Source organism: Streptomyces sp. NPDC020362 (assembly GCF_040642095.1).
Lineage (GTDB): Bacteria > Actinomycetota > Actinomycetes > Streptomycetales > Streptomycetaceae > Streptomyces.
In genome coordinates, this window is sequence record NZ_JBFAET010000005.1 from 1 (window position 1) to 16331 (window position 16331).

Annotated in this window: 15 protein-coding genes and 1 pseudogene; all 16 read right to left on the reverse strand. The window is 69.7% G+C overall.

Annotated features, from left to right (window positions below):
• Positions 1-152, reverse strand: a pseudogene (locus AB0H32_RS03565) (F0F1 ATP synthase subunit delta); the annotation flags it as partial.
• Complete coding sequence (locus AB0H32_RS03570; RefSeq protein ID WP_361113578.1) at positions 149-694, reverse strand: F0F1 ATP synthase subunit B; 546 nt, start codon at positions 692-694, stop codon at positions 149-151. The pseudogene AB0H32_RS03565 and the gene AB0H32_RS03570, both read right to left, overlap by 4 nt.
• A 42-nt stretch (positions 695-736) precedes the next feature.
• A complete protein-coding gene (atpE, locus tag AB0H32_RS03575) occupies positions 737-970 on the reverse strand; it encodes an ATP synthase F0 subunit C (RefSeq protein ID WP_361113581.1) in 234 nt (77 codons plus the stop codon).
• A gap of 74 nt (positions 971-1044) precedes the next feature.
• Positions 1045-1875 (reverse strand): F0F1 ATP synthase subunit A, encoded by an 831-nt coding sequence (atpB, locus tag AB0H32_RS03580; RefSeq protein ID WP_361113584.1) that lies wholly within the window; start codon positions 1873-1875, stop codon positions 1045-1047.
• 225 nt (positions 1876-2100) lie between these two features.
• Positions 2101-2547: a hypothetical protein gene (locus AB0H32_RS03585; protein ID WP_361113587.1), complete on the reverse strand. Its 447-nt coding sequence runs from the start codon at positions 2545-2547 to the stop codon at positions 2101-2103.
• Positions 2548-2836: 289 nt separating this feature from the next.
• Positions 2837-4159, reverse strand: a complete 1323-nt coding sequence (locus AB0H32_RS03590) for an MraY family glycosyltransferase (protein WP_361113590.1) — start codon at positions 4157-4159, stop codon at positions 2837-2839.
• Positions 4160-4309: 150 nt separating this feature from the next.
• Positions 4310-5548: a serine hydroxymethyltransferase gene (gene glyA, locus AB0H32_RS03595; RefSeq protein WP_361113593.1), complete on the reverse strand. Its 1239-nt coding sequence runs from the start codon at positions 5546-5548 to the stop codon at positions 4310-4312.
• Between the two features lie 191 nt (positions 5549-5739).
• Positions 5740-6417: a protein-tyrosine-phosphatase gene (locus tag AB0H32_RS03600; RefSeq protein WP_361113596.1), complete on the reverse strand. Its 678-nt coding sequence runs from the start codon at positions 6415-6417 to the stop codon at positions 5740-5742.
• The gene (locus tag AB0H32_RS03605) at positions 6414-7061 is read right to left on the reverse strand and encodes an L-threonylcarbamoyladenylate synthase (protein WP_361113599.1); all 648 of its coding nucleotides are present in this window, start codon (positions 7059-7061) and stop codon (positions 6414-6416) included. Before AB0H32_RS03605 ends, AB0H32_RS03600 begins: the two co-directional genes overlap by 4 nt.
• Before the next feature lie 50 nt (positions 7062-7111).
• Positions 7112-7957 carry a peptide chain release factor N(5)-glutamine methyltransferase gene (gene prmC, locus AB0H32_RS03610; protein WP_359071807.1) on the reverse strand — a complete coding sequence of 282 codons (846 nt, stop codon included), beginning with the start codon at positions 7955-7957 and terminating at the stop codon, positions 7112-7114.
• Between the two features lie 32 nt (positions 7958-7989).
• Complete coding sequence (prfA, locus tag AB0H32_RS03615; protein WP_361113602.1) at positions 7990-9066, reverse strand: peptide chain release factor 1; 1077 nt, start codon at positions 9064-9066, stop codon at positions 7990-7992.
• 107 nt (positions 9067-9173) lie between these two features.
• Complete coding sequence (gene rpmE / locus AB0H32_RS03620; RefSeq protein ID WP_014675000.1) at positions 9174-9398, reverse strand: 50S ribosomal protein L31; 225 nt, start codon at positions 9396-9398, stop codon at positions 9174-9176.
• Positions 9399-9637: 239 nt separating this feature from the next.
• Positions 9638-10774, reverse strand: coding sequence for an LCP family protein (locus AB0H32_RS03625; RefSeq protein ID WP_361113606.1), 1137 nt, complete (start codon positions 10772-10774; stop codon positions 9638-9640).
• Between the two features lie 197 nt (positions 10775-10971).
• Positions 10972-12798: a trypsin-like serine protease gene (locus tag AB0H32_RS03630; protein ID WP_361113964.1), complete on the reverse strand. Its 1827-nt coding sequence runs from the start codon at positions 12796-12798 to the stop codon at positions 10972-10974.
• A 197-nt stretch (positions 12799-12995) separates the two neighbouring features.
• On the reverse strand, positions 12996-14999 hold the full coding sequence (rho, locus tag AB0H32_RS03635; RefSeq protein WP_361113609.1) for a transcription termination factor Rho: 2004 nt from the start codon (positions 14997-14999) through the stop codon (positions 12996-12998).
• A 402-nt stretch (positions 15000-15401) separates the two neighbouring features.
• Positions 15402-16319, reverse strand: coding sequence for a homoserine kinase (thrB, locus tag AB0H32_RS03640; protein ID WP_361113612.1), 918 nt, complete (start codon positions 16317-16319; stop codon positions 15402-15404).
• Positions 16320-16331: the final 12 nt, after the last annotated feature.

The window sequence follows — 16331 nt, forward strand, 5'->3', positions numbered from 1 at the left end:
AGAACCCGGCGCAGGCCGGCCTCGCGGTCGAGCAGCGCGGTGACGGCCGCCAGCTCGTCCGCGAGCTGCGCGGCGTCCACGGACGTGGAGTCCGTCAGCGCGTCGAGACGCTCACGTGCGGCTGCCAGGGCCTCGCGGCTCGCTCCGTTCATCGCGTGGCCTCGGCCTTCTCCTCGAGCTCGTCGAGGAAGCGGTCGATCACACGGCTCTGGCGGGCGTGGTCCTCGAGGGACTCGCCGACGAGCTTGCCGGCCAGGTCGGTGGCGAGCCTGCCGACGTCCTGCCGCAGCGACTGAGCAGCGGCGTTGCGGTCGGCCGCGATCTGGGTGTGACCGGCGGCGACGATCTCCTCGCGCTGGCGCTGGCCCTCCGCCCGCATCTCGGCGATGAGCGCGGCACCCTGCTCCTGCGCCTCCTGGCGCAGGCGCGCGGCCTCGTGCCGGGCTTCGGCGAGCTGGGCCTTGTACTGCTCAAGGACGCTCTGGGCCTCGGTCTGCGCGGCCTCGGCCTTCTCGATACCGCCCTCGATGGCCTCGCGACGCTCTTCCAGGACCTTGTTGATGGTCGGAAGAAGCTTCTTGGCGAGGAAGCCGAAGACGATGACGAAGGCGATCAGGCCGATGACGAGCTCCGGCCACGGCGGAATGAGGGGGTTCTCCTTCTCCGCCGCAAACTGAACCCATGCGTGGGTCATCTCAGTGCCTTTCGTCGAATGGGGCTGTCGCTGACGTTCGTCTTAGTAGACGAACGGCATGACGAGGCCGATAAGGGCCAGCGCCTCACAGAACGCGAAGCCGAGGATCTGGTTGGCACGGATCAGACCGGCCGCCTCGGGCTGGCGGGCGAGGGCCTGGGTGCCGTTACCGAAGATGATGCCGACGCCGACGCCCGGGCCGATCGCAGCGAGGCCGTACCCGATGGAGCCGATGTTGCCCTGGACGCCGGCGGCAAGGGACTGGAGAGCGGACATGCCGGTTCTTCCTTCTCTTTCAGTAACCGGTGGGGGTTGGCCACCGGATGTCTCTTGGGGGGTGGAGGCGGTGCTCAGTGGTGCTCGGCGAGCGCGCCCTGGATGAAGGTGCAGGTCAGGAGGACGAACACGTACGCCTGAACGGCCTGGATGAAGAGCTCGAAGGCGGTCATGATGATGACCATGACGAACGAGACGGCCGAGTACGCGATGCCGATGCCGTTGAGCATGTACCAGCTGGCGACCGTGAAGAGCACCAGCAGGGTGTGACCGGCGAACATGTTCGCGAAGAGTCGCACCGCGTGCGTGAACGGGCGGACCAGCAGGTTCGAGAAGAACTCGATGGTCATCGACAGCGGCAGCACCGCTCCCAGCGACTTGTCGTAGCCGGTGACGTTCTTGAAGAAGCCGACGAAGCCCTGACGCTTGAACGTCAGCGTGACCCAGGTGATGTAGACGATCGCGGCGAGCACGATCGGGTACGCGATGATCGACGTCACCGGGAACTGGGCGACCGGAATGATCGACCAGAGGTTCATCATCCAGATGAAGAAGAACAGCGACACGGCCAGCGGGACGTACTTCTCGCCCTCGCGCTTGCCGAGCGTCTGGTAGACGATGCCGGTGCGGACGAAGTCGTAGCCCGCCTCGGCGACCATCTGGAGCTTGCCCGGGACGACCTTGGGCCTGGCGAACGCGGCCCAGAAGAAGCCCACCACGATGATGGAGCCCAGCAGGGCCAGCAGCATCGGCTTGTTGAAGTAGAGGCCGTTGCCGTCTGCGTTACCCCAGAGCGGCTCGAAGAGGAACGAGTGCAGGCCCGGAGCGACGTTGTCGAAACCACACCCGTCGAACAGGTGGCAGCTCGAGTCGAAAGCGAGCGTCTGCGTCGGGTCAGCACTCACCGCGGGCTCCTTCAGCGTGGCGCATAGGTACGGCAACCTCGTTGTGTCGGCGCGGCGTGAGGCCGCAGTTCGGCACGGGACTGGTGTTACGGATGGTGGGGCGGCTGGGGGGCATCTCGCCTCGCGATTGAGCAGGCGTCAGCTCGGATGCCCGCGCCCGCGATGCCGCAGTTGGCACCGGACGATAGCAGGATCTCTCATGCGTCTTTATCCCGGCCCTACCTCTCACGACGAGTGCCCCGACTTGTGGGGCTTGCCGTCGTGGGAGGACGGGGTCGAATCGGGTTCGACGTACAGGATCTTGGACTTCATGTGCGCACGCGTCTGCGCGGCGATCCAGGTGAGGGTGCCGGCGACGAGCGTGAGCGCGAAGGCTTTGGGGTTGAACAGCGTGGTGTGCTTGAAGACGGCCACGAAGACGAACAGCAGCAGGATCTGCGCCGCATAGAGCATCAGCCCCATGGCCTGGAACAGATGCGGAAGCGATTTGGCAGTGCGCTGCAGGACGTACAGGCCGAGCCCCATGAAGAGGATCACGATCAGCGTCGCAACAACGGCTCCGATCGCTCCCTTGCCGCCCGCGACCACACCGCTGACGACGGCGGCAAGCGCGCCGACGGCAGCCGTGGGTACGGCGGCTTGGGCCAGGATCCGGACGTCATTGGACGGCATGGCGGCAACTCCGCTTTCACAGGGGGGCAGGGTGTCGTCATGGACGAGCGTAGTCCCGGGCTGAGTGATCGAGACCTCACACCAATGGACCGTCGCACTACGGTCCTTCGGCTCTATCCGGGGTTCTCGTGAACCGTATCACAAACTATTTGATGAGGTCTTTACCTGCTAAGTGTGCTTGCTGTCACACATGAGAGTGACAGTGCCCGTCTGTGCAAAAACCGAGCCCACTTGTCTGGTATTGGGGGTCTTTGCTCCCCCACGACTTGGTAACGCTCTCGTCAGATTCTTACCTTGTGGCCTTGCCGATACGCGAACGGGGGCCGATGGCAGTCGCACCGTTGACGCCTGTCGCACCAGCGGTGACGGGGGCCCGCTCCTCGTCCGCCGGGGCCTCGTGATCGACCGTTCCGACGGCTTCGGCCGGCAGTTCGGCGGCCCGACGGCGCCTGCGGTAGCGCGGGGGGACGAAGTGCTGTGCCCAGGCCGGTACGCGCGGGGTGAAGCGCGGGAGCAGCAGCAGGACCAGCCCGATCGCGCTGAGGAAGACCACCCCGAGCACGATCCACATCGACGCCGAGTTGACCGAGTACGCCAGCGCCCCGAAGCCGATCAGTGCCGACCAGAAGTACATGATCAGCACCGCCCTGCTGTGCGAGTGGCCGATCTCCAGGAGCCGGTGGTGCAGGTGGCCGCGGTCCGCGGCGAACGGCGACTGGCCGCGCCAGGTACGGCGCACGATGGCCAGCACCAGGTCGGCGGCCGGCACCGCGATGATCGTCAGCGGCAGCAGCAGCGGGATGTACACGGGCACCGTCTGGTGCACCGCCGCCTTCTCCGAACCCGTGAACAGGGCCAGCGCGTCCGGGTCCACCTGGCCCGTGATCGAGATCGCGCCTGCCGCCAGGACGAGGCCGATCAGCATCGAGCCCGAGTCGCCCATGAAGATCCGCGCGGGATGCATGTTGTGCGGCAGGAAGCCCAGGCACATGCCCATCAGGATCGCCGCGAAGAGGGTCGCCGGAGCGGCTGCCTCGATGCCGTACGAGTACCAGATGCGGTACGAGTACAGGAAGAACGCGCCCGCGGCGATGCACACCATGCCCGCCGCGAGACCGTCCAGGCCGTCCACGAAGTTCACCGCGTTGATCGTGATGACCACGAGGGCCACCGTCAGCAGGGTGCCCTGCCACTGGGTCAGCGCCACGTTGCCGACGCCCGGGATGGGCAGCCACAGGATCGTCAGGCCCTGCATGACCATGACGCCCGCGGCGATCATCTGGCCGCCCAGCTTGATCAGCGCGTCGATCTCGAACTTGTCGTCCAGGACGCCGATCAGCCAGATCAGGGCGGCCCCGGACAGCAGCGCCCGCGGCTCGTTGGACTTGGCGAAGACCTCGTTGAGGTTGGTGAGGTGGTCCGCGACCAGCAGGCCCGCGCACAGGCCGAAGAACATGGCGATCCCGCCGAGGCGCGGAGTGGGTTCCCGGTGCACGTCACGTGCCCGGATCTCCGGCATGGCTCCGGCCACGATCGCGAATTTCCGTACCGGCCCTGTCAGCAGATACGTCACCGCGGCCGTGATGCAGAGCGTCAGCAGGTATTCACGCACGGGCTTCCCCACAGGTCTCGCTGGCCATCACAGCCCCACACCCTAGCGACGGATGCTTATGGATGAGGACTTCCGGGTAGCGACGATGGTTGCACGTGTGGCTGTGCACGACGGTCACATCCGGCTGTACGGACGTCCGCCTACCCCCTCTCAGCGGGGATACGGCGGAAAGCCGCCGGTCAGCTCGCGTACCTCGTCCCGCGCCGCGGCCGGCTCCCTCTCGCCCCGCAGGACGGCCGCCAGCAGCGCGGCGATCCGGGCCATCTCCGGCCGCCCCATGCCCTGGGTGGTCACCGCCGCCGTGCCCAGGCGCAGCCCCCGGCCGTCGCCGTGCGGCAGCACACAGCAGTCCAGGACGATCCCGGCGGCGGCGAGCCGGCCGCGCGCGGCGCGCCCGTCCACGCCGAGCGGGGCCGGGTCCACGGTGATCAGGTGGGTGTCCGTGCCGCCGGTGGTGACCGCGAGCCCCTCGGCTCCCAGGTGACCTGCGAGAGTCCGGGCATTGTCGACCACCTGATGGGCGTACGCGCCGAACGCCGGTGTTGCCGCCTCGCCGAACGCGACGGCCTTGGCGGCGATGGTGTGCATCTGGGCGCCGCCCTGGGTGAACGGGAAGACCGCCCGGTCCACGCGCTCGGCCAGTTCGCTCCCGCACAGGATCATCCCGCCGCGCGGGCCGCGCAGCACCTTGTGGGTGGTGGCGCACACCACGTCCGCGTACGGCACCGGGCTGGGCGCCGCTCCCCCGGCCACCAGGCCGATCGGATGCGCCGCGTCGGCGATCAGATAGGCGCCGACCTCGTCGGCGACCTCGCGGAAGAAGGCGTGGTCGAAGTGGCGGGGGTAGGCGATGGAGCCGCACACGATGGCCTTGGGCCGGTGGTTGCGGGCCAGGTGACGCACCTGGTCGTGGTCGACGAGCCCGGTCTCGGCGTCCACGCCGTACCCGACGAAGTCGAACCAGCGGCCGGAGAAGTTCGCGGGCGAGCCGTGGGTGAGATGACCGCCGTGCGGCAGCCCGAGCGCGAGGACGGTGTCGCCGGGGCGCAGCAGGGCGGCATAGGCGGCCAGGACGGCCGAAGAACCCGAGTGGGCCTGGACGTTGGCGTGTTCGGCACCGAAGAGGTCCTTGGCCCGCTCCACCGCGAGGCGTTCGGCGACGTCGACCAGTTCGCAGCCGCCGTGGTGCCGGGCGCCGGGATAGCCCTCGGCGTACTTGTTGGCGAGCGCCGAGCCGAGGACGCTGAGCACGGCCGGCGACGTGAAGTTCTCGGCGGCGATCAGCTGGAGCGTCGTCGACTGCCGCTCCAGCTCCCCCTGCAGGATCTCGGCCAGCTCCGGGTCCTGCCGCCGCAGGACATCGGTCTCTAGGACGGGTGTGACCGACATGACGGGCTCCGGGCGGTCGTGTTCGACGGCGGTTCACCTCCGGGGCGCCGCAGCCCGTGCCGGGCGGGTGATCGTGCTCGGCCCTCCGGGCCTGCGCGCGTTCGCCCGCCCACCACCGGCGCACCCCTTGGGATCGCTCGCCACGGTGACGTAGGTCCAATGTAGGCCCGGGGCGGGTGGGGTGCGCGGTGTCAGGCCCGTGCGGGTACGCCGGTGAGCGCCGTCACCACCGGATCCAGCGCCTGGTGTATCTCGTCCCCGACCGAGCGGAAGAACGGCAGCGGCGCGCCGTAGGGGTCGTACACCTCGTCCGCCTCGGCGGTGGGCGCCAGCAGCCATCCGCGCAGCGCCGCGGCAGCCCGGACCAGCGCGCGCGCACGCGCGACCACACCGTCCTCCAGCGGCGGCAGCGTGGCCGGATCTATCGCGCGGACCAGCCGGGTGAACTCCTTCAGGGTGAACGTCCGCAGCCCCGCCGAGTGCCCCATCGAGATCACCTGGGCCCGGTGGTCGCGCGTGGCCGTCAGCACGAGGTCGGCCATGATCACGTGTTCGTCGAGCAGCTCCCGGCCGACGAACCCGGAGGCGTCCGCGCCGAAGTCGGCCAGCACCCGCTCCGCGTTGGCCTCCATGGGCGCGCCCTCGTGGCCCCAGGTGCCCGCGCTCTCCACGACCAGCCCACCGCCGAGCACGCCGAGGCGCTCCGTCACGAAATGGCGGGTCAGGCGCTCGGTGATGGGCGAGCGGCACACGTTGCCGGTGCTGACGTGCAGGATGCGGAACGTGTCACGCGGGAACCCGAACGTCGTCGTCTGCTCCGCCGCCCGTTCCCCGTTGTCTATGCCACGCCCCGCCTCAGGGGCCGTCAATTCGCCACCTCGAGGTCGGGTACGACCTTCCTCAGCTCGTCCGGGGAGATCGCGCCCTCGCGCAGCAGCACCGGCACCGGGCCGGAGACGTCGACGATGGACGACGGCACGATGCCCGGGGTCGGGCCGCCGTCGAGGTAGACGGAGACGGAGTCGCCGAGCATCTGCTGGGCGGCGTCGCAGTCCTCCGGGGCCGGGTGGCCGGTGAGGTTCGCCGACGACACGGCCATGGGGCCGACCTCGGTGAGCAGCTCGATCGCGACGGGGTGCAGTGGCATGCGCACGGCAACCGTGCCACGGGTGTCGCCCAGGTCCCACTGCAGGGACGGCTGGTGCCTGGCGACCAGCGTCAGGGCGCCCGGCCAGAACGCGTCGACCAGCTCCCAGGCCAGCTCGGAGAAGTCCGTGACGAGGCCGTGCAGGGTGTTCGGGGAGCCGATGAGGACGGGAGTGGGCATGTTGCGGCCCCGGCCCTTGGCGGCGAGCAGGTCGGCGACGGCCTCCGAGGAGAACGCGTCGGCGCCGATGCCGTACACCGTGTCGGTCGGCAGCACCACCAGCTCGCCCCGGCGGACGGCGGACGCGGCCTCGCGCAGACCCGTCGCGCGGTCGGTCGCGTCGTTGGTGTCGTATCGCCGTGCCATCTAGCTGGCCTCCTCGTACACGTACTGCGGGGTGTAGGTCGTCGGGGTGCTCACGGCAGCGCCTTGCGGGCGGTCGCGAACCGGGGGCGGTTGTTGAGGTCGGGGTGGTCGGCCGCGTCGGCCCAGCCCCGCTCCTCGGTGAAGATCCACGGCACCTGGCCGCCCTGGGTGTCTGCGTGCTCGATGACGACGACCCCGCCGGGGCGCAGCAGCCGGTGCGCGGTGCGCTCGATGCCACGGATGAGGTCGAGGCCGTCCTCACCGGAGAACAGCGCCAGCTCCGGGTCGTAGTCGCGGGCCTCCGGGGCGACGTACTCCCACTCGGTGAGCGGGATGTACGGCGGGTTGGAGATGACCAGGTCGACCTGGCCGTCGAGGTCCGGGAAGGCGGTCAGGGCATCGCCCTGGCGCAGGTCGACCCTGGAGCCCGCCACGTTCTTGCGGGTCCACACCAGGGCGTCCTCGGACAGCTCCACGGCGTGCACCCGGGAGCGCGGGACCTCCTGGGCGAGGGCGAGCGCAATGGCGCCGGAGCCGGTGCACAGGTCGACGATGCACGGCTCGACCACGTCCATGGCACGCACGGCGTCTATGGCCCAGCCGACCACGGACTCGGTCTCGGGCCGGGGCACGAAGACGCCCGGCCCGACCTGCAGCTCCAGATACCGGAAGTAGGCCCGCCCGGTGATGTGCTGCAGCGGCTCGCGCTGCTCACGCCGGGCGATGACCTCCCAGTAGCGGGCGTCGAAGTCGGAGTCCTTCACGGAGTGCAGCGCGCCCCGCTTCACGCCGTGCACGAACGCGGCGAGCTCCTCCGCGTCGTTGCGCGGCGAGGGCACGCCGGCGTCGGCCAGCCGCTGGGTGGCCTGTGCCACCTCTGCGAGCAGCAGGTTCACGCAAGTCCTCCGTGTGGTACTCGTACGTGCCTTTATGCAGCTGCCAGCTTCGCCGCCGAGTCGGCGTCGACGCAGGCCTGGATGACCGCGGCGAGGTCGCCGTCCAGGACCTGGTCCAGGTTGTACGCCTTGAAGCCGACCCGGTGGTCCGAGATGCGGTTCTCCGGGAAGTTGTAGGTGCGGATCTTCTCGGAGCGGTCGACGGTGCGGACCTGGCTGCGGCGGGCGTCGGCGGCCTCCCGCTCGGCCTCCTCCTGCGCCGCGGCAAGCAGCCTGGAGCGCAGGATACGCAGAGCCTGCTCCTTGTTCTGCAGCTGGCTCTTCTCGTTCTGGCAGGAGGCGACGACTCCGGTCGGCAGGTGCGTGATGCGCACCGCGGAGTCGGTGGTGTTGACCGACTGGCCGCCCGGGCCGGAGGACCGGTAGACGTCGATGCGGAGGTCGTTCGGGTTGATCTCGACGTCCACCTCCTCGGCCTCGGGGGTGACGAGGACACCGGCCGCGGAGGTGTGGATACGGCCCTGGGACTCGGTGGCCGGCACGCGCTGCACGCGGTGCACACCGCCCTCGTACTTCAGCCGGGCCCACACGCCCTGGCCGGGCTCGGTGGCACCCTGGCCGCCCTTGGTCTTCACGGCGACCTGGACGTCCTTGTACCCGCCCAGCTCGGACTCGGTGGCGTCGATGATCTCGGTCTTCCAGCCGACGCGCTCGGCATAGCGCAGGTACATGCGCAGCAGGTCACCGGCGAACAGCGCGGACTCGTCACCGCCGGCGCCCGCCTTGATCTCCAGAATGACGTCCTTGTCGTCACTCGGGTCGCGCGGGACCAGCAGGAGGCGCAGCTTCTCGGTCTGCTCCTCGCGCTGCTTCTCCAGGTCCTTGACCTCGGCCGCGAAGTCGGGGTCGTCGGCGGCAAGCTCACGTGCGGTCTCGATGTCGTCGCCGGACTGCTTCCAGGAGCGGTACGTGGCGACGATCGGGGTCAGCTCGGCATAGCGCTTGTTCAGCTTGCGCGCGTTCGCCTGGTCGGCGTGGACCGACGGATCGGCGAGCTTCTTCTCCAGATCGGCGTGCTCTGCGACGAGCTCCTCGACGGCCTCGAACATCTTTCGGCTCCTGATACTGCGGGTGAACGGCTGGCGGGCGACCAAAAACGCCGGTCCCGGGCACACCCCCGTGAGGGCGTGGCCGTGGACCGGCGAAATCGGGCTCGCTACTTCTTGGAGCCGGCGGCAGCCTTGCCGAAGCGGGCCTCGAAGCGGGCCACACGGCCACCGGTGTCGAGGATCTTCTGCTTACCCGTGTAGAACGGGTGGCACTCGGAGCAGACCTCGGCCCGGATGGTGCCGGACTCGATGGTGCTACGGGTGGTGAACGACGCACCGCAGGTGCAGCTGACCTGCGTCTCGACGTACGCGGGGTGGATGTCGCGCTTCAAGGTGTCTCCTAGGTTTCGGGAGGGCGCCGGGTCGCTGCCACGGGATGCGGAAGCGTGAACCGGAGCCGACGTACCAGTCTGCCAGGACTGGCGCCATCCCCCAAAACCGGGGGTGCGGCTGTTCTATTCCTGGTGCGCCCCAGAGGGGTGCCGCTTGACCATCGTGGGCGGGTGCGCAATCCGTTGCGGCTTGTCGCGGCCGCGCGGCGGAGCCGCACATCGATACGGCCGCGCGCCCCTCACGGGGCGCTGACCACGCCCTTGGCTTCGCCCGTGGCCGTGCCTTCGGTCGCCGACTTCGGGATCGGGCCGTCGTTCTTCAGGGCGGTCCAGATCAACCGGGCCTTGGACTTCTCCAGGAGGACCCGGTTGGGGTTCGCCGGGTCGTACTGCACCGGCATCGTCACCATCTTCATGTGGGACGAGCCGATGCCCTTCAGGCCGTTCGCGAAGTCGGCGAGGGCATTGACCGAGCCGAGGTCGGAGTCGGTGGTGACGGTCTTGGTGGCGGTGTCGGCGAGGTCGTACAGCTTCTTGGGGCTGCTGAGGACGCCGACCTGCTTGACCTGGTCGAGCAGCGCCTTGATGAAGGCCTGCTGGAGTTGGATGCGCCCGAGGTCGGAGCCGTCGCCGACGCCGTGCCGGGTGCGGACCAGGCCGAGGGACTGCTTCCCGTTCAGCGTGTGGGTGCCGGCCTTGAGGTTCAGGTGGCTCTGCGGGTCGGCGATGTTCTTGGTCGTGGTGACCTGCACCCCGCCGAGGTCGTCGATGAGCTTCTGGAAGCCCGCGAAGTCGACCTCCAGATAGTGGTCCATGCGGATGCCCGTGAGGGACTCGACCGTCTTCACGGCACAGGCGGCGCCACCGGTGGAGTAGGCCGAATTGAACATCACGCCCGACGCCGCCGGGTACGCGTGGCCCTTGGTGTCCGTGCAGGAGGGGCGGTCGATGAGGGTGTCCCGCGGGACGGAGACCACGGCGGCCTTCTTGTGGCCCTTGTAGACGTGGACGATCATCGCCGTGTCGGAGCGGGCGCTGCCGTCGTCGGTGCCGCCGCCGAGCTCCTTGTTGCTGCCGGAGCGCGAGTCCGAGCCCAGGACGAGGATGTTCTGCGAGCCGTTGTCGACCTTCATCGGACGGTCGGCACCGAGTGCCTGGTTGATGTCGACGCTCTTGATGTTGCCGTTGAGCTTGAAGTAGACGTATCCGAGGCCCGTACCGCCCAGCACGACCACGCCCGCGGCCGTCCAGGCCGTGACCCGCAGGGCCTGGCGGCCCTTGCTGCGGGGCCTGCGGCGGCGGCCCTTGCCACGACCGGAAGTGCCGATGGTGGTCGACTCCGGTATGCCGGGCTCCGGCGTGCTCTCGGCGGACACATCACTCCTAGGTCTCGTCCGGTCGGTTACCCCCTGCTGTCAGGGTCGGGTGCGGTCATCACCGCACCATCGTCGCTCTGTCGGGTCAGACGGAGAAACTCGGCACAGGGTTGCACAACGCACGGTGCCCACCGCGTACAGCGATGGGCACCGTGCGTAGTCGCCCAAACGGGACGATCCTCTGCTCACCTGCGATTTCAGCCGAACAGGTCGTATTGCTGGAAGCCGGTACCGATCGAGACACGTGTGGCAAAGATCTCGCTGGTCGCCTTGCCGGTGCCCTTGTACAGGTAGAGCGTGCCGCCCGGGGTGCGCGCCAGGAAGTCGGCCGAGCCGTCGCCGCTCACATCGCCGACCGCGTCGAAGGCGTTGTAGCCGGTCCAGGCGCTGCGCACCTTGACGCGGGCGGAGAAGGCGCCCGAGCCGGACGTGCCGGTGCCCTTGTACAGGTACAGGTCGTCGCTGCCGGACTTGCGGGCGATCAGGTCGGCCTTGCCGTCGCCGGTGAAGTCCCCGTGGCCGCGAACCGAGTTGTACTGGTTCCAGCCGGTGCCGACCTCCACGCGCGAGCCGAAGGTGCCGTTGCCCTTGCCCGGGTAGATCCACAGCGCGCCGGCGGAGTCGACGGACAGGATGTCGGGCAGGTAGTCGCCGGTGACGTCGCCCGGGGCGATGATCCGGGTGCGGGTCTTCCAGCCGCTGAAGATCTTCGTGTCGGTCCAGGAGCCGCTCGTGCGGGCGCTGTTGAGCACGAAGTGCTCCCAGTAGACGTCACCGGTGGAGCCGACCCGGTACACGAGGTCCTGGTAGCCGTCCCGGTCGAGGTCGGTCTGCAGGACCAGGTTGGCGCCGCTCCAGTCGCCCCAGGAGGACCGGGTGCCGAACGAGGTGCCGCTGGAGTCCTTCTCGTAGCCGGTCTTGCCGGAGGAGGCCCGCACGAAGATGTCGGCCTTGCCGTCCGGCTTGTTGTTGAAGAGGCTCAGGTTGGTGTCGTCGATCTGGTGATAGGCCGAGCTGACGTAGGCGCCGACCTTGGTGAAGACGCTGTAGTAACCCTTCTCCACGCAGTCCTTGATGCCCCAGGAGACCACTCCGGCGATCCGGCCGCCGACCACGAGCGGGCCGCCGGAGTCGCCGTTGCACGTCGCGCTGGTACCGGTGTCGCTCCCGCTCTGCGTGCCCGCGCAGACCATGCGCCCCGCGACGAAGGCCGAGCCGTAGACGCCGGAGCAGGTGCTGTCGGAGTGCAGGGTCAGCGCGGTCGTCTTCAGCGTCTGGGAGATGTCCTGGCTGGTGGAGCTGGTACGGCCCCAGCCGTAGACCTTGGCGCTGGTGCCGGCCGCGTACGACGCGGTGTCGCCGGAGGTGACCATGCGGATCGGCGTGGCCTTGACCGGGACGGCCAGGGTGAGCAGGGCGAGGTCGTCCCCGTTCTTCCCCTCCTCCTTGTCCACCGGGTCGTACCCCGGCTGCCACCACTGGCGCAGCACGGCCGTGGCCTGGCCGCCGTGCAGGTCCGTGGTGCCGGTGGAGTCCGTGGTGGGCAATTGGTCGGTGCCCGTGACGACGGTGCCGTGGGCCTGCCAGTTGTAGTCCTTGTTCTCGTCCCTGACGCAGTGGGCGGCGGTCAGGATCTTCGTCGGCGAGACGACCGAGCCACCGCAGAAGAAGCTCACGTCGTCGCTGGTGTCGGTGGTGTTCCTGTCGTCGTAGTACCAGAGCTGGGCCATCCAGGGCGCCGAGGAGATGGTGGTCTCGGTGCCACCGATGATCTTCGGTGATACGGCGGATCCGCTGCTGCTGGTGGCGGCCGGCCTGTCGGCACCGAGGGCACCCGCGATCCGCTTGTCCAGGGTGGCCCGGGAGGGCTGGCTGATGACAGGGGCGGCGCTCGGCTTCGGCAGCACGGTGGCCGCACCGGCGGAGGTGGCCATGAGAGCCGCGGTCACGGCAGCGGCGACACCTGCGGCGCCGAGGGGCAGAGCAAGACGTATACGCCGTCTGTGCCGCCCGGGCAGGGGCATGAGCAAGGGAGTCTCCCCAGGGAGAGATGAGACGGGAGGGGCGCGTGTTGCGCTCCGTACCTCTCAGCGCCAAAAGGCCGCCCCCCGTCACTTCTCGACGGGGGGCGGCCTCGGCACCCTGGGGGCGCGGGACTGTATTCAATGTGCGGCTCCGCCGCGCGGGCGCGGCCGGCCGGCAACAGTCACCTCAACGGTGCTCAGTCACCGTTGCCCGGAGTCGGCGTCGTCTTCTGAATCTGCATCAGGAACTCGACGTTCGACTTCGTCTGCTTCATCTTGTCGAGCAGCAGCTCGATCGCCTGCTGCTGGTCGAGCGCGTGCAGCACCCGGCGCAGCTTCCAGACGACGGCCAGCTCCTCGTTGCCGAGCAGGATCTCTTCCTTGCGGGTGCCGGACGCGTCCACGTCCACCGCCGGGAAGATGCGCTTGTCGGCGAGCTTCCGGTCGAGCTTGAGCTCGGCGTTGCCGGTGCCCTTGAACTCCTCGAAGATCACCTCGTCCATGCGGGACCCGGTGTCCACCAGGGCGGTGGCGAGAATGGTCAGCGAGCCGCCGTCCTCGATGTTGCGGGCCGCACCGAAGAAGCGCTTCGGCGGGTACAGGGCGGTCGAGTCGACACCACCGGACAGGATGCGGCCGGAGGCGGGCGCGGCCAGGTTGTACGCACGGCCCAGACGCGTGATCGAGTCGAGCAGCACGACGACGTCGTGGCCCAGCTCCACCAGGCGCTTGGCGCGCTCGATGGCCAGCTCGGCGACCGTGGTGTGGTCCTCGGCCGGGCGGTCGAAGGTCGAGGAGATGACCTCGCCCTTCACCGACCGCTGCATGTCGGTGACCTCTTCCGGACGCTCGTCGACGAGGACGACCATCAGGTGGCACTCGGGGTTGTTGTGGGTGATCGCGTTGGCGATCGCCTGCATGATCATGGTCTTGCCGGTCTTCGGCGGGGCCACGATCAGACCGCGCTGGCCCTTACCGATCGGCGACACGAGGTCGATGATGCGGGTGGTCAGCACGCCCGGGTCCGTCTCCAGGCGGAGGCGGTCCTGCGGGTAGAGCGGGGTCAGCTTGTTGAACTCCGGGCGGCCACGGCCGTGTTCGGGCGCCATGCCGTTGACGGAGTCCAGGCGGACCAGCGCGTTGAACTTCTCGCGCCGCTCGCCTTCCTTGGGCTGGCGGACCGCGCCGGTGATGTGGTCGCCCTTGCGCAGGCCGTTCTTGCGGACCTGGGCGAGGGAGACGTACACGTCGTTCGGACCGGGCAGGTAGCCGGAGGTCCGGATGAACGCGTAGTTGTCGAGGATGTCGAGGATGCCCGCGACGGGGATCAGGACGTCGTCCTCGGCGAGCTGCGGCTCGGCACCCATCTCGTCGCGGCCACGGCGGCCACGACGGTCGCGGTAGCGGCCGCGACGGCCACGGCGGCCGCCCTCGAAGTCGTCGTCGTCCTGCGGACCGGCGTTACGGTCCTGACGGCCGCCGCCCTGCTGCTGGCCCTGCTGCTGGCCCTGCTGGCGCTGGCCGCCCTGGCCCTGCTGCTCTTCGCCCTTGCCCCGGCGGTCGCGGTCACGTTCGCGGTCCCGGCCGCGCTCGCGGCGGTCGCGGCGGCCACGGCCCTCGCCGTCACCGGCGTCGCCCCGGGCCTCGCCCTGCTGCTGCGGCTGCTGGGCGGGCGTCTCGGCCTTGGCCTCGCTCTTGGCCTCGGCGACGACGGTCTCGGCGCTGCCCGCGGCCGGGCTGCCCGCCTCGGCGGTGGCGCGGCGGCGACGGCGCTCGGTCGGCGCGTCGTCGCTGGCCGGCTGGCCGGGGATCTCGATCTGCTGCTGGGCCACGGCCTTCTCGGCGGGGGCCTCCGCGGCCTTCTCCGCCGTCTTCTCGGCGGCGGCCTCGGCCGTACGGGTCTTCGAGGTGGCCCGGCGCTTGGGCTTGGTCTCGGTGGCGGCCTCGGCCTTGGGGGCAGCGCCCCCACCGGCCTGCGCCTCCTTGATGACCTCGATCAGCTGGCTCTTGCGCATGCGCGCGGTGCCCCTGATGCCGAGGCCCGAGGCAACCTGCTGCAGCTCGGCCAGCACCATGCCCTCGAGGCCGGTACCGCGGCGCCGCCGGGAGCCGGCACCGGTGGCAGGCGCGGAGGCGTCCGTGGCGGGCGCGGCAGCGGTCTCCTCGACACGTGCGCCCATCAGATCGGTGGTGTCGCTCACGAAGGGTCCTTCCCTGGAGCGGACGTCGGCCTGTCTGGCTCGGCGACCGGTTGTGCTGTCCGGATACGGTCCTGTCTCTGTGAACCGTGCCGGGGCGGTGGTCCGCCAAAGCGGCGGAACAGATTTCTGGTGATGGCGCTTCCGCGAGCCGTGGCACCCAGTGTCACGTGGCGTGGTAGCACCGGCTCCGGAGCGTGCCCGCTGTCCTGCTCAGTGCCCGCATGCGACGTACTGCCCAGGTACGGCGCACGGAACACGGAGTGGCTCGGGAGGCTCCCGGAAGAAGGTCTGTCCCGGACGGGGACACGAGGCACCTCGCCATGGTGGGGTCGGGTGCAGACTTGAGATTAACACTACCGGATCCAACAAACATTCCCCCTCTCCAAATCCGGCAACCGTGTGTCAGGTCGCAAGCGGCAGCACGCTCGCTCCCTGCACATCGAGACTCAGCCGGTTGGCGGCCCACTCGGCGCCGGCGAGGGCCTCCACCTTGTCGGCGGTGCCGGCGTCGGCCAGGGCCATGACGGTGGGACCGGCGCCCGAGATGACGGCCGGGATCCCGTCGGCCCGCAGCCGCTCCACCAGCGCGGCGCTCTCCGGCATGGCCGGGGCGCGGTACTCCTGGTGGAGGCGGTCCTCGGTGGCGGGCAGCAGCAGCTCGGGGCGCCGGGTGAGGGCCTCGACGAGCAGGGCGGCGCGGCCCGCGTTGGTGGCGGCGTCGACGTGCGGCACGGTGCGCGGGAGCAGGCCGCGCGCAGTCTCGGTCAGGACCGGCTTTCCGGGCACGAAAACCACCGGAACGATGGAATCGTTCGGCTCCATCCTGATCGCCCGGGCGGCGCCGGCCTCCATCCAGGAGAGGGTGAAGCCGCCCAGCAGGCAGGCCGCCACGTTGTCCGGGTGCCCCTCGATCTCGGTGGCCAGCTCCAGCAGCGCGCCGTCGTCGAGCCGGGCCTCGCCGCCTATGGTCACCGCGCGGGCGGCGACGATGCCGGCGCAGATGGCGGCCGAGGAGGAGCCCAGGCCCCGGCCGTGCGGAATCCGGTTGGCGCAGACGATCTCCAGGCCGCGGGGCTGTCCGCCCAGCAGATCGAAGGCGGTGCGCAGGGAACGGACGAGCAGATGACTCTCGTCCCGGGGCAGGGTCTCGCTGCCCTCACCCGCGATGTCGATGTGCAGCCCGGAGTCGGCCACCCGGACGACCACGTCGTCGTAGAGCCCCAGCGCGAGGCCCAGGGCGTCGAAGCCCGGGCCGAGATTGGCACTGGTGGCGGGAACGCGCACCCGGACGGCGGCGGCGCGGAACGCTGGACCGGCCATCGCTCGTTGACT